General features: G+C 59.5%; 12 protein-coding genes. 4 read left to right on the forward strand and 8 right to left on the reverse strand.

The window, feature by feature from the left end:
• Positions 1-63: 63 nt before the first annotated feature.
• The 3 genes from M1D68_RS20995 to M1D68_RS21005 form a co-directional block, all read right to left on the reverse strand.
• Positions 64-2616, reverse strand: a complete 2553-nt coding sequence (locus M1D68_RS20995; RefSeq protein WP_457968191.1) for a LuxR C-terminal-related transcriptional regulator — start codon at positions 2614-2616, stop codon at positions 64-66.
• Positions 2617-2761: 145 nt separating this feature from the next.
• Complete coding sequence (locus M1D68_RS21000; RefSeq protein ID WP_420765481.1) at positions 2762-4129, reverse strand: DUF1329 domain-containing protein; 1368 nt, start codon at positions 4127-4129, stop codon at positions 2762-2764.
• Positions 4130-4151: 22 nt separating this feature from the next.
• Positions 4152-5945, reverse strand: coding sequence for a DUF1302 domain-containing protein (locus M1D68_RS21005; protein ID WP_420765482.1), 1794 nt, complete (start codon positions 5943-5945; stop codon positions 4152-4154).
• A gap of 742 nt (positions 5946-6687) precedes the next feature.
• On the opposite strand from M1D68_RS21005, the gene M1D68_RS21010 reads away from it, so the two are divergent.
• Positions 6688-7452: an N-acetylmuramoyl-L-alanine amidase gene (locus M1D68_RS21010; RefSeq protein WP_434560595.1), complete on the forward strand. Its 765-nt coding sequence runs from the start codon at positions 6688-6690 to the stop codon at positions 7450-7452.
• A 42-nt stretch (positions 7453-7494) separates the two neighbouring features.
• Here M1D68_RS21010 and M1D68_RS21015 read toward each other — a convergent pair whose 3' ends face one another.
• The 4 genes from M1D68_RS21015 to M1D68_RS21030 all read right to left on the reverse strand — a co-directional run bounded on the left by M1D68_RS21015 (position 7495) and on the right by M1D68_RS21030 (position 10830).
• Positions 7495-8406 carry an SDR family oxidoreductase gene (locus M1D68_RS21015; RefSeq protein WP_420765484.1) on the reverse strand — a complete coding sequence of 304 codons (912 nt, stop codon included), beginning with the start codon at positions 8404-8406 and terminating at the stop codon, positions 7495-7497.
• Between the two features lie 148 nt (positions 8407-8554).
• Positions 8555-9457, reverse strand: a complete 903-nt coding sequence (locus M1D68_RS21020; RefSeq protein WP_457968194.1) for an alpha/beta fold hydrolase — start codon at positions 9455-9457, stop codon at positions 8555-8557.
• Positions 9457-10239 carry a class II aldolase/adducin family protein gene (locus M1D68_RS21025; protein WP_457968196.1) on the reverse strand — a complete coding sequence of 261 codons (783 nt, stop codon included), beginning with the start codon at positions 10237-10239 and terminating at the stop codon, positions 9457-9459. Before M1D68_RS21025 ends, M1D68_RS21020 begins: the two co-directional genes overlap by 1 nt.
• Positions 10240-10371: 132 nt before the next feature.
• Positions 10372-10830, reverse strand: a complete 459-nt coding sequence (locus M1D68_RS21030) for a flavodoxin (RefSeq protein ID WP_420765487.1) — start codon at positions 10828-10830, stop codon at positions 10372-10374.
• A 154-nt stretch (positions 10831-10984) separates the two neighbouring features.
• Between M1D68_RS21030 and M1D68_RS21035 the strand changes: the two genes are divergently transcribed.
• Together M1D68_RS21035 and M1D68_RS21040 are read left to right on the forward strand one after the other, a co-directional pair.
• Positions 10985-11458 (forward strand): PAS domain-containing protein, encoded by a 474-nt coding sequence (locus M1D68_RS21035; protein ID WP_434560601.1) that lies wholly within the window; start codon positions 10985-10987, stop codon positions 11456-11458.
• 49 nt (positions 11459-11507) lie between these two features.
• The gene (locus M1D68_RS21040) at positions 11508-12113 is read left to right on the forward strand and encodes a hypothetical protein (RefSeq protein WP_420765489.1); all 606 of its coding nucleotides are present in this window, start codon (positions 11508-11510) and stop codon (positions 12111-12113) included.
• 7 nt (positions 12114-12120) lie between these two features.
• On the opposite strand, the gene M1D68_RS21045 is transcribed toward M1D68_RS21040, so the two are convergent.
• Entirely contained in the window at positions 12121-13080 is a 960-nt protein-coding gene (locus M1D68_RS21045; RefSeq protein WP_445570878.1) for a MerR family transcriptional regulator, read from the reverse strand.
• Between the two features lie 346 nt (positions 13081-13426).
• Here M1D68_RS21045 and folM point away from each other — a divergent pair, with 346 nt between their 5' ends.
• The gene (gene folM, locus M1D68_RS21050; RefSeq protein WP_420765491.1) at positions 13427-14131 is read left to right on the forward strand and encodes a dihydromonapterin reductase; all 705 of its coding nucleotides are present in this window, start codon (positions 13427-13429) and stop codon (positions 14129-14131) included.
• Positions 14132-14136 lie beyond the last annotated feature (5 nt).

The following is a 14136-nucleotide window of genomic DNA, read 5'->3' on the forward strand; positions in this document are numbered from 1 at the left end:
ACTTATACACCAACACGCCTCGACCTTTCCCCGATGACATGTAAGCGGGCGTAAGTTGTTTATTTAACTCATCACGCCCAAGACCTTGGCTTTGGCGACAGCTTGTGTACGTCGTTGCACGCCCAACTTGCTGTGGATGCGACGCGAATGGGTTTTTACTGTGTGCAATGAGATGAACAGTTGTTCGGCGATCTGTTGGTTAGAATAACCCTGTGCAATTAACTCGAGCACTTCCAACTCACGGTGGCTGAGCACGGTTTCCTCGGGCACCGTGGGTGGCGGTTCGAGTTGTTCACCGGATTGGGCGGCGCGCACCAGATCCGGTTGACGCAGGCACAGCTCGCGCAAGGCTTGTTGCGCCCGCCAGCAGGCAACCCGCTCAAGCCCTTCTTGCATGAGAGCACGCGCCTGGGAGCGATCGGCCGACAGCCAGACGACTTCCGCCAATACCAGTACCAGTTCGGTCTCCAACCCATGCATTTCGCAACGTTGCGCCTGGGCGATCATTTCCCGGAGCCGGGCCTGTGGTTCCTGCGCCCGGTGCAGATAGACTTCGGTCAGCACCAGCAAGTATTCGAGGCGCGGAATCAACTCCAGGGTCGCTGGCGGCGCGTGCTTGGCCTGCGGTCCGCGAAAATGCCGCAACACTCGGGTCAAGACTTCATGGGCCAGTTCCGGGCGCCCCTGCTGCAGCCAGAATTGACAGCTGACTTGCAGCAGTACACCACGGTATACCGTCTCGGGAATGTGCCGCTGTTGCATGATCCGTTCGGCGTCGCGAAGCTGCATGAAGGCTTCGCCATAGTCGCCCTGGTTAGCGGCCAGGCTTGCCTTGCCGAGAAAGCCATAAAGTACTTGCTTGTCCTGGCTGCGCAAGCCGGCTTCGAGCCCTGCCTGAAAATGCTCGCCAGCCTGCTCCTCAAGCCCCATGCGCAACGCCAGGCGTCCCCGCCGCAAGGCGATACGTCCCAGCAACGCAGAGAAATCCTGCCCTGGTTTATCGAGCAACGCCTGAACAGCGCCCAACAAGTGGTCGGCCCGGTGAGGCGCGCCGCGCTGCTCCAGGATTTGCGCGTGGTCCAACTCCAATAGCCCTTCGAACACCAGCGAGCCCCCGGCGCGCGCGACACATAGCGCCTGGCGATTGATCGCCTGCGCCAGCGCCAATTCACCTTGAAGCAGCGCCTGTTGTGTCTGGCCAATCAGGCACAGCACCTTGAGGGCCCAAGCCTCCGGGTCCAGGCCGGCCTGGGCCTGGAAAAAATGTTCGCGCGCCTGTTCGCCGTCTCCGCGCAAGTGCAACAACCAACCACGCAAGACCTGCCAGCGGGCAATCAGCTCTCGCTGCTGACAAGCCAGGGGTTGGGGCAGGAACCTGGTCAGCTGTTCGATACAGCCTTCAGCCTGGTCGAAGCGTCCGGCGAAGAGCAAGGCGGTCGTGATCACCCCGACCGATTGCGCGGTTCCGAGCGACAGCGCTTCGCCCTGCTGCTCATGCAGGGCTAGCAGCAATTGGGCATTGCTGCCTTGCAGGACATGTTCGAAATGCAAGTGTTGCAGGAGACTGACGGCGGTCTCGAATTCCCCGGCTTGCATGGCCTGTTCGAATGCCATCGGCCAGTCCTGCTCGGCCGCAAACCACTGGCAGGCTCGTCGATGCCAGGAGCGGCCTTGTGGCCAGGGCTCCTCACGCACCAATCGCGCCAGGGGCGGGAAAATCCGCAGCCAGTCCGATGACTGCTCCCAGGGTTCGATAAAGCATCCCAGGTCCAGCAGCAACGGAAGGCATTCGGCGCCCACCGTATCGCCGAAAAGATGGGCGCAAAGCTGCCCGTTGAAGCGCGGCAGGTGCGCCAGCACGCGCCAGGCCTGGGCCAACTCCGGGGTCAACGTACCGAACAGTTCGTATTCAAGGTAATCCAGCAAAGTGCCGGGCCGCCCCGGCGTTGCGTGCCGGCGTGCCCATTCACAGCGTTCGAGCAAAGTGATGCGCACGCCGGCACACCAGCCGCCGCTACGCTGTATCACTTCCCGGGCCGTGCGCGCTGCCAGCGGGCCGGGCAGATGCGCCATCAGTTGCTGGATATCGTCGCAAGAAAACGCGAGGGCCGGGGCGTCGACTTCATACAATTCGTCATCGAGCAACAAGCGTGGCCAGTTGCAATGGGGACGACGGCGTCCATTCAACCACAGGTGCAATGCCGGGCTGCTGGTGCTCAACAAACGGTCAAGCAACAGGTCCAGCTCAGGATTGGGCGTGCGGCAATAATCGTCCAGGAACAGCCACGTCGGGATTTGCAAACGCGCCAGATGAGCCAACAGGCTTGTCTCATCCGTCACCGGCAGCCCGAGGGCTTGCGCCAGGCATTCGCACAGTTGCGCGGCGTCCATCACCGCGCCCGCCAAGGGTAGCCAATGCAAGCGGCACCCCGCGGGCGCTTGCAGGAAACACTCGGCGAACAATGCGCTCTTGCCACTTCCCGCCGGTGCGCAAAGCAGTTTTACCCGCGCCTCGGAAGCCAACAGGGGCTCGCTCAACGACCTGCGCGGCACGTGTGTCGAAGACAGGCGAGGCAGCAGCCCTGGACGGTCCGGACACGGGGTCATGGCGGTCATTGCGAGGTCCCTTTTATTGTTGTTCCTTCACCCTAGACCGGTGTCGACCACCTTAGGAGAAGTATTCAGCGCGCTGATTGGCGGCCATAAAAAAAAGACCGGCAACTCGGTTGCCGGTCTTCCTTTCGCTGTCCCGCCAGTAGGCTTACCGGACCCCACTCGAACGCAACGCCGCCGGGGTATAGTCAGCCGCCCGAGCCTCGAACCCATATACGTAGGCGTGTTTCTCTTCGTTCTTCATGCCCAGCGCGATGTAGCGGCCGGCGATGATGTCGTAGAGCGCCTCAAGGGTGTAGCCCGGGTTCTGATGGTCGTAGTAGAACTGCGCATGCCCCTCTGCCACGCGCCACAACTGGCCGCGACCGTCGTAATGGTCCACCAGCGCCGCTTGCCAGCTGTCCTCGTCGATGTACATGTGACGCTTGGCGTAGATATGCCGCTCGCTGGGCTTGACCGTCCCGACCACTTCCCACACCCGGTGCAATTCGTAGCGGGTCAGGTCCTGGTTGATGTGGCCGGCCTTGATCACGTCATCGTACTTGAGGCTTGGCGAATCGAGCTTGTAGCTGTTGTACGGGATGTACATTTCCTTCTTGCCGATCAGCTTCCAGTCGTAGCGGTCCGGCGCGCCGGAGAACAGGTCGAAGTTGTCGGAGGTGCGCAAGCCGTCGGCGGCCGTCCCCGGGCCGTCATAGGCCACCTGCGGGGCACGTCGCACCCGGCGCTGGCCGGCGTTGTAGATCCACGCCAGGCGCGGTTCCTTCACCTGGTCGAGCGTCTCGTGTACCAGCAGCACGTTACCGGCCAGGCGCGCCGGCGCCGTGACCTCCTGCTTGAAGTAGGTCAACACGTTGCTGGCTTTTTCCGGGTCGGCGTCCTTGATCAGGAACGGCACGGCGATCTCTTCTTCGAAGCGGATCGGCGTGAAGCTGCCGTTGGTCTGGGGCGTGGCCTGGGTGATGACGCGCCGCAGGTTACCGCCGTGGTACCGGGTGATGTGGTTCCACAGCACTTCCACGCCGTTTTTCGGGATCGGAAACGCGTAATACCGGTTGCCGGTGAAATTGGCCAGGCCGTTGCCGTCGTTGATGGCGTTCACATTGAGCGCGCTGCGCTTGGCCGCCTCATAGATCTCCGGCGGCAGGCCGACACTGCGATGTGTCGGGTAGACCGGGATCTTGTAGGTTTCCGGGTAGCGCTTGAACATCGCGACCTGGCCGTCGGACAGCTTGTCTTTGTATTTGTCCACGGTCGCGGCGGTGATGGTGAACAGTGGTTTTTCATTGGCGAACGGATCGGCCAGGAAGCCTTTGCTGTCCACGGCGCCAGCGTTTTTCGGAATGCCGCCGGTCCAGGCCGGGATCGAGCCGTCAGCGTTGCCGGCCTTTTCCGCGCCCAGAGGCGTAAGGCTGGTGCCCAGCTTGTTCGCTTCCTCCGGCGAGACCGCCGCCATCACGTTCACGGCCAGCAGGCTCAGGGCCAGGGCACCGCATTGCAGGATCGTCTTGCGCATTGGGTTTTCCTTGTCAGCCAGATCAGAAGTTCACGCCGAAGCTCAGCGCGAGGAAGTCGCGGTCTTCGAGAACGTTGTAATCGCCGCCGAAGAAGTCGGTGTAACTCAGACTGGCGGTGTAGGTATTGCGGTAATCGGCATCGACGCCGACGCTGACGGCCTTGGCGCCTTCGTTGAACAGGCCGTTGGGCCCATAGCCGGCCACATCGTGGGACCAGGACACGTTGGGCTTGAAGTTGACCCCGCCGATGACGTTGGAGTAGTCGAGAATCGCCCGAGCGCGGTAGCCCCAGGACGTCGACGTGACGAATCCATCGGTGTCACCGTTGAAGCCGTACTGGCCATAGACCGAGTCGCGGCCGTAACGCAGCTCGTCTTTCGACTCGAGACCACCGACATGCACGACCGCCGCCTCGCCTACCACGGTCAGGCGATCGGCGCCCAATACCTGGTCGAAGAAGTGGGTCAGGGTGCTCTGGAGCTGGGTGACTTCCTTGCGGCGGTAGCCGGTGTTGTCGGCGCCCGGCGAGGTGGCGATGGGGGATGCGGCGCCACCGGCGATCGGGTTGACCAAGGCGAGCGTCAGGTCATTGGTGTTGACCTGCACCGGTGCATTGGGGCGATAGCTGATCTCGCCGGTCCACGCAGTGCCTGTCGGCAGCGTGGTGGAGAAGCTCGCCCCGTACAGGCGGATGTCTTCAGGGTATTCAAGATAATACCCACCGCGACCCAGCATTACGCTTTGTGCCAGTCCCGCGCCGCTGCCCGGAGCAATCCCCTCGGCTATCGCAATCATGCCGGGCAGCGCGGACAACGTGGACAGTCCGGCCGTAGTGGTGCCCACGGTAGGCGTACGACTGTGGTAATTCATGAAATACAGGCCGTACTCGGTGTCATCGCCGAGCCAGCGCAACGCCGTCCCCCACTGGCCGGAATCCCGCGCATCGCGGTCACCGCCGCGGGGAATCACAACCCCTTCGCTGGTCACCTGGATGCCCTGGCCAAATGCCTCGGTCAGCGGTACGAACGGCGCAATCGCCGGGCTGCCTACGGTGTAACCAGTGGTGCATCCATCCGCCACCACATCGTTGCCGAAGAACGTACCGCAGTTATCGACGACCGTCTGGTCCCACTCTATCTGGTAGAAACCTTCGACAGTGAGCTTGTCCGTCAACCCCTGGGACGCAAACAGCATGTTCACCGGGATCAAGCCTTCCTTGATCTCCGCGCCCGGACGACGGAACGCAGACACGTCCACCGGGTTGATGCTGTTGATGGAGTTACCGATGAAGGTACTTTCACCCCAGCTGACCACCTGCCTGCCGGCGCGCACGGTGCCGGGCAAATCGGCGATGGAATAGTTGTGATAGACAAAGGCATCGAGAATCTGCGCGCCCGATGACTTGGCGCCTTCTTTGCGATTGCTGTCGCTGATGTCCTTGAACTCCCGGTTTTCGTCCTTGAGTTCGAAGTCGTACCAGTACTTGCCGCGCACGAACACACCGGTGTCGCCGTACTTGAGTTCCAGGTCGTGCAAGCCCTTGAAGATTTTCGAGAAGGTCTCGCCTTTCTTGAAGTTAAGTCGCCCATCGTCACCGGTGGAGGATTGCCCCCTCCCCCCGTTGACCGTACCGACCAGATCCTTGTCGGCATCGCGCATGCCCCAGCTCGCGCCGACGGACAGAGAGGAGTCGAACTGCCCCTCGATCTCGCCAATGTTGAAAGAAACGGCCTGCGCCTGGGCACAGCAACCCAAGGCCACCGCGACGGCCAGCGCCTGCGGCTTGAAGATGGCGCGCATTGTTATTGTTGTCATGCGTCTTCCCCGGTGAGTGACAGAGCCTTCACCCTACTGCCGCCGGCATTGGGCGATAAGCGCACCAAGGGGGTATTCGCGCTGTACCCCAAAAGGATTACTGCCCGTGCGGGAACGGCTTATGCGGCAAGCATGAACGGACTGGATGATGGGTCATCAATGCCGCGCATGACCAACATGGTGCTCGCAACTGTTGCGCGCACTGCAACAGTGCATGTCCGTAACCGGACTGTTTCCTACAGCCTGCGCCTACTATGCTGGCCGGGCTTGCAGGACAACGGGCCCGCAAGCACAAGTCGCCTGGCGTCCCCCGCGCCTGACGCACCGTCATTCGGATGGATTGCGCATCAATCCATCGTCCCCGTGTACAACTGACGTTGATTTGTAGCTCCTTTCCAACGTCATGCTTAGGCCGCTGCTTTTGCAGCGGCCTTTTTTATTTGTAGGTTATTTTTCTCGATAAAAACTTCTCGATTCCTACAACACTTAGGTAATCCCTCAGCTGCCGAGTTTATTTAATTAGCCATTATCAATTTTCGCGACGGGACGCCAGGAATAGCTATTTCGGCCATTCAAACTCTTCCTATCTATCTAACCCTCACTGCCATTAAAAAATCCTCAACCACCTAGCGCCAGTTCCTACAACAAACCGAGAACCCAACTACGCGCACATAAAAATTTCACTGTTACGCTGAAGTCAATCGCGGCACTTCGCTTCGATTTTCATCAGTGGATTATTGATATGCAGATAAACAATACAAGTTATCGCTCAAGAAAAGGTTTTAATAGCCGCATTCGTTTTCTGGTCTTCCATTACACAGCCGGCAACTTCGCCTCTTCCATCACCGCACTGACCGGTCCTTCGGTCAGTGCTCATTACCTTATCCCCGACTTTGCCGACCCCACTTACTTGAAGGCTGGCTTCAAAGAGCCACAGATCTTCAACCTTGTAGACGAAAACCAGCGGGCCTGGCATGCCGGTGTGAGCAGTTGGGGCAACCGCAGCAATTTGAATGACACTTCGATTGGCGTTGAAATTGTCAACCTGGCCACCGACAACCAAGGCCAATTTACCTTTCCGCCCTATAAGGCCCAGCAAATCGAGGCCATCGAGTATTTGGCATCCGACATTCTCAAGCGATATCCGGACATCAGCCCGGTCAACGTGGTGGCGCATTCGGACATCGCTGCGGGGCGAAAAAGCGACCCGGGCCCGATGTTTCCTTGGCGCGCGCTGTATCTCAAGGGAATTGGGGCTTGGTTTGACGATTGCACCCAGAAAACTTACATGCAGGCATACCAAACCCAGGGAATCCCGCTTCGCGAACAATTGCTGGGATTATTCAGGAGGTATGGCTATGACACGTCGGCGGCCACCACAACCGTAGGCTTTCAACGACTCGTACGCGCCTTCCAACTGCACTTCCGCCCGGCCAAGTATGACGGTGTGATGGACATCGAGACCGCCGCGAACCTGGCTGCCCTGGTGAAGAAATACTTCCCCTGAACCGGTCACCGCTGCTGACGGCAACCGGTCCGGGCGATGGGTTTAAACGGCGTAACGCTGCAGGTTAGCCATCATCTCTTTCAAGGCTTCGAGGTTGTCATTCGGGTGAACAGCATCCTGGAAGTCGCAGATCTGCTGCCAGTGGGCGGCGACGTCTTGCGGCGAGAAACCTTCGCGCGGGTCGAACCCCGCGCCGAGGCTGCGCTCCCAGCGCACCTTGCCCATCCAGCCGCCGCCCACTTCGAACAATCCGGAGGTTTCCTGACAGGCTTCACTGGCCAGGTACACCACCAGTGGGCTGACCAGTTCAGGCTTGAGTTGCTCGAACACTTGCGGCGGGATCAGGCCTTCGGTCATGCGGGTGCCGCCGGTGGGAGCGATGGCATTGACCAGGATGTTGTTCTTGCGACCTTCGATGGCCAGGGTGCGAGTCAGGCCATAGAGACCAAGCTTGGCCATGCCGTAATTGGACTGGCCAAAGTTGCCGTAGATGCCAGACGTGGAAGCCGTGAAGATTACCCGGCCATAATTCTGCTCGCGCAAATGCGGCCAGGCCGCACGAGTGACTTTGTAAGCGCCTTCGACATGAACGCGATACACCAGGTCCCAATCGGCATCGTCCATTTTGTGAAAAGTCTTGTCTCGCAGGATACCGGCGTTGTTGACGACAACATCAACCCTGCCGAACACGTCGAGGGCGTTCTGTACTAGCTTGTCGCCATCGGTAACCGAATCGTGATTGGCTTCGGCAACGCCGCCGGCTTCACGAATTTCACTGACCACCCGATCCGCCGCCGAAGCGTTGGCTCCCTCCCCCTGCGCCGAACCGCCAAGATCGTTGACCAGCACTTTTGCGCCATGCCTGGCGAACAACAGCGCATGGGCGCGACCCAGGCCGCCACCGGCTCCGGTGACGATCACGACTTTATCTTCGAAGCGCACAGAATCATTCATGGGCAGAACTCCAACAGGCCGATAGGACATTGCCACGAGTCTCCTGTACAAGCCGACCAGTCACAATCAACAAGGGAGAAAGTGAATAGCAGCCGATAAGGTGCAGGGATGATGCCCCGGTTGCGCTACGTCGCCCTGAAGGCAAGCGTCAGGAACACGCCAGTTGCCGGGAAGGCGCAGCGATGGCTTCACGAAACGCGAGGTAATGCTTGAGCACCTGTACAGGCGCCTCGGTGTGGGGGTAGTGACCAATATCGGGCAACAACACTGTGTCGGGGTTGGGAACCAGGGCTTGGTAGCGCGCCACCATATGCGCGCCGGAAATGGGATCGAACGCCCCATCGATCACCCGCATGGGCACCTCGCCGCGCTGCATCGCCTTGACCCAGCGATCACGCTGCACGCGCCGCTCCGGGATATAGGCAATGAGTTTGTGCATGATCCGTGGCCCGCGATGGGTTTCGACCTGGCTCCAGTAATCATCCAGTTCACTCTCGGTGGGAGCAGTCCAAGGGCCGAAGATCCGTCGGAAACTTTTGACCAGGCCATCCCTGGAAAACGCCCGGCCGATCAGCCAACCCAGAGGGCTGAGCAACAGTTTTTGCATCAGCACCGGACGATGGGTTTCCGGGAATAAACCGCCATTGAGAAAGGTGCAACTGGCGACATTGGCGCGTGCCTCGCCATGCCGGGCGATGAGCTCCTGCGCCACACTGTCGCCGTAGTCATGGGCCAGTATATGGATCGCTTGCGTCACATTCAGGTGGGCCAGCAATGCCTGTTGCAGATCGGCCTGTTCGAGCAGGCTGTAGACATGGTCCACCGGCTTGGCGGAGTCACCAAAACCGAGCATGTCGCAGGCAATCACCCGATAACGTTGTGCCAGCGGCTGCCAAAGGTAGTGCCAATCCCAGCTTGCGGTAGGGAACCCGTGGATTAGCAGCAATGGCTCGCCGTGCCCCGCAGTCCAGTAACGGATAGCGTGGCCACGAAACATGAACGTCTGGCCGCGCTGGCGCCAGATACGCAAGGGGATCTGGACCATGGGCATCAGCTCTTATAACTCGGATCTTGCAGGTCGAGTTTGCGCAGGAGCGCCGGCCAGGCCAACGCGCCTCCCATGCCCTGGCCGCTCTTGGTCACGCCGGCCACCATCGCACGGGCACCGGCCAGCACCTGCGGCTCGATGGCAATCAGCTCGGCGCCGCCGGTCTGGGCAAGGACCTGGATTTCGCAGGCTCGCTGGAAAATGAACATCATCAGGAACGTATCGGCAATCGTCCCGCCGCAGGTCAGCAGGCCATGGTTGTGCAACATCAGGAAGTTGTTCTCACCGAGGTCAGCTTGCAGGCGGACTTTTTCCTCAGGATTCAAAGCCACCCCTTCATAAGGGTGGTACGCCAGGCTCGACAATACGAACAACGACTGCTGGCTGATCGGGAGCACTCCTTGCTTCTGCGCCGACACCGCGACGCCGGCGGCGGTGTGGGTGTGCAGCACACACGCCACGTCGTGCCGCACCTCGTGAATCGCGCTGTGGATGGTATAGCCCGCGGGGTTGATCTCGTAGGGGCTGTCCATCAGCTTGTTGCCAGCCTGATCGATCTTGACCAGGTTCGAGGCGGTGATTTCCTGGAACATCAAGCCGTACGGATTGATCAGAAACTCTTCCGTGCCAGGCACCTTCGCAGAGACATGGGTGAAGATCAGGTCGTCCCAGCCATGCAGCGCGATCAGCCGATAACAGGCCGCCAGATCGACTCGGGTTTGCCATTCGGCTGCACTGACCTGATCCTTGATGCTGGCTGCCGATTGAAGGGACGCTACGCTCACGGCTATGACCTCTCTCTGGCTTCTTGTTATAAGAAAACGTCCACTTCTTCGTGGACAAGAAAACCAGTCTAGTCAGCTCCAGCGAGGGCGGTAGTTGCATTGGCAGCCAGCTTACTGGCCGAGCGGGTCACATCAGGCCGGCTTCAATTTGCCGATCAACTCCTTCAGCCAGGGTTCGGCATCCGACTCAGGCGTAACGCTTTCACTGGCATCCAAGCGCAACATAGGCAGTACTTGCTGCACGCCCAGCTCGGCGAACAATTCACACATCTGCTCGCCGCCGCCGCAGAACGTGTCGCCATAACTGGCATCACCCAGGCCGATGACAGCGCCAGGCAAGCCGCGGAACGATGCGGGCAGCTGGTCGCGAATCATTGAGTACAGCGGCATCAGGTTGTCCGGCAGCTCACCCATGCCCGTTGTCGACGTTACGGCCAGCAACGCTTGTGGTCCGAAGGACAGGATATCCGCCAAGGTTGCCCGCGGATTAAGGAAGGTTTCGAAATCGGCATCACGCAACATTGTTTCGGCGTGGCGGGCAACTTCTTCGGCCGTGCCGTATACGGAGCCGGAAAGAATCGCGACTTTCATCAATCTGATCCTGAAGCTGAATAGAAGACCGGAATAGTAACAGGCTGCGGGTGAAAGCTGCGATTGACTCTCAACACCAGATAATGGCAAATAGACATCGCTGGACGTTCTTTTTTATAAAGCGTTTATTCGGCTGCTCAACAGGGAAGGTTTCATGATCAACGCTCATCTGATGCAATTGGTGATCAACGCTTCGAACGACGGGATCGTCATCGCCGAGAAGGAAGGCGAAGACAACATACTGATCTACGTGAACCCTGCATTCGAGCGGCTGACTGGCTATAGCAGTGACGAAATCCTCTACCAGGACTGCCGTTTTTTGCAGTCGGGTGATCGCGACCAGCCTTCCCTCGAATTCATTCGCACGACGTTGAAGCAAGGCGGCTCCTGCCGGCAGATCCTGCGCAACTACCGTAAGGACGGCACACCGTTCTGGAACGAGTTGTCGCTGTCCACGGTGAAAAACGAGGCTGACGGCCACACCTATTTCGTCGGTGTGCAAAAAGACGTAACGGCCCAAGTGAAGGCTCAACAGCGCATTACCCAACTGGAAGCGGAGTTGGCTGAAGCACGGGAAACCGTCGCGCGCCTCCATGCGACGAATGGCGAAAACAAAACCGCGAATTAGCGGTCAGTCACTACAATCACCGGTGAAAGTAATTTTTTTCGAGCACCTTATGCAGCGCGACGCCCTTCTCACCCAGGATGAGCTGGATTTCATCCGGACCATGCAGCACAACCCGCAGTTGAACGAGCGGGATGTCACGTCGAGCTTGCTGGTAAACGGTGGGTCGCAGATCCGTGATCTGCTGACACGCCTGGCGGCGAACGAACAGGTCACGCTGCAGGCCAATTTCGAAAATCAACAGATGACCTTTCCGTTACAACTGGTCGAAGATGAATTCCACGCGATGCACCTTCGCCTGGGTGTGCCGAGCATCTATGAAGAGGGGCCGAAGGTGCGCCCGTGGCGCTTGACGCTCGATGAGCCGGTCGCCCTGGAGAACGCCAAGGGCCAGCCGGGGCCCTTATGGGTGCACGAGGTCTCTTGCAAAGGCGTATTGCTGGAAATACGCAATCGCACCAAGCCGCCCAAGCAATTCGCCCTGTGGTTCAGCCCGTCTGGCTATGAAAGGATTTCTCTTCGCGGGACTTTCGAACGGGAAACAGAGCAAGGCATGTATGCCTATCACCTGGCCCAGCATGACCAGGACGAAACCGAGCGCCTGCGCCAATACATCCTGCAACAGCACCGCCTGACCCATCCGGCGATGCACTTCTAAACGCGGTTCACGTATCCAGGTTACCCGCCAGGAACTGATGCAAGCGCTGCCCCATCACCGAACCCTCATTTCCCAGACAAGCGATCGGCGATCCCGCCAGGCTTTCCTGTGCCAGGTCGGAGGCTTCGCCGGCCAGCAACAGGGGACAATCCAGGCCCATCGCCAATTTGGTCAGCCGCCTGGGCAATTCGGCGGCCGGTGCATGATTGGAGACCAGCACCAACGCCAACGGCCGGATCTTCTGGCAAACCAGCGTCAGTTCATCAAAGGGCTGCCCGACGGTCATGACCCGCACGCCCACCTCTGCCTTGGAAACGAACAGCGCTGTTACCAGCAACTCCAACTCCCGGCATTGACCAGCAACGGCACTGACCAGCACTCGCCGCGAGGTTGCCTCACGCTTGAGCAAGAGACGGTGCATGACCCGCGAACGCAAGAAACCGTCGAAGAACAGCCATTCGCTGGTATGCCCGAACTCATGCTGGCGATGCAGCAGGTCTCGCCAGAGCGGCATCAGAATGTCCTGGAATACCACGGGCTCGGCGTAACTCGAGAAAATCTTTCCGTAGACACGATCCAGTTCGATGTCGTCAAAATTGCCGACCGCATCCGACACCTGCTGCTGCCAATCGCTGTAATCGGCACGAACCAGATCGGGTGAAATAAACTTGGAGACTGGCCGTACCGATTCGGTTTTCGCAAGGATCTTACCCACCTTGCTCACGGCGACCCCGCGCTCGATCCAGGCGAGAATGCTCCGCACCTTTTCGATATCGATCAAAGAATACAAGCGATGCCCGCTTTCGGTGCGTGTGGGCTGGATCAGGCCGTAGCGACGCTCCCATGCACGCAAGGTCACCGGGTTGACCCCCGTCAACCGGGCGACTTCCCGAATCGGAAGCAAATCCTCGCGGGTCGAAGCGACAGATGCCTGAGAAGGGTGGTTTTCCTCGACTATCGCGCTCATTTGCCTGGATTTCCCAGCTGGAAAATTGGATCCCAGTTTACCCCTTTCCTGCCATAGGCTGACAAGGACAAACACGTCCGCCCTGCGGATTCGTTGTTTATTGCTCGAAAGGAACAATGCTCGCGCACCCTGCTACCAGGCGCAGCCCAACGCCCACGGGGCGTTTTTCCCATAGCCCTCGTTACAAAGCGAAACAAAATGTCTGGGTCCCCGGTCAAGGGAACCGGTCTCGAAATCGTTAACCCCCTGACAGCGCCCCAGCGCTGGATTCGTCTTTACGCATAGGAGGCGCCGGCCGTCGCTGTTATAGTTTTTGCTTGTGCCGCGAACCGAGCCGAACCGTCCCATGTCCACCGCCCCGATCCTGATCACCGGCGCAGCCCAACGCGTCGGCCTGCACTGCGCCCGACGTTTATTGGAGGACGGGCAGCCGGTCATAGCCACTTACCGCACCGAACGCCCGGGCGTGCAGACGCTGCGGGACCTGGGGGCCACGGTGCTGTTTGCCGACCTTGCCAGCGAACCGGGAATCCTGGCGTTCATCGATCTGCTCAAGCAGCACACCGACCAGTTGCGAGCCATCGTGCACAACGCCTCGGCCTGGCTGGCAGAGACGCCGGATAGCGAAGCCACCGCGTTCAACGCCATGTTTGGCGTCCATATGCTCGCGCCTTACTTGATCAACCTGCATTGCGCCGAGCTTCTGCGTCGTTCGGTCCCAGCGGATATCGTGCACATCAGCGATGACGTGACACGCAAAGGCAGCAGCAAGCACATCGCCTATTGCGCCACCAAGGCCGGCCTCGAAAGTCTGACACTGTCATTTGCGGCGAAGTATGCACCGGCCATCAAAGTCAACGGTATCGCCCCGGCCCTGCTACTGTTCAATCCCGGCGACGACCCAACCTATCGTGCCAAGGCCCTGGCCAAGTCCGCGCTGGGTATCGAGCCCGGCAGCGAAGTCATGTACCAGAGTTTGCGTTATCTGCTGGATAACTCATATGTCACCGGCACGACCCTGACGGTAAATGGCGGGAGGCACATCAAATAGTCACG

It is taken from the genome of Pseudomonas sp. R4-84, from assembly GCF_054130985.1.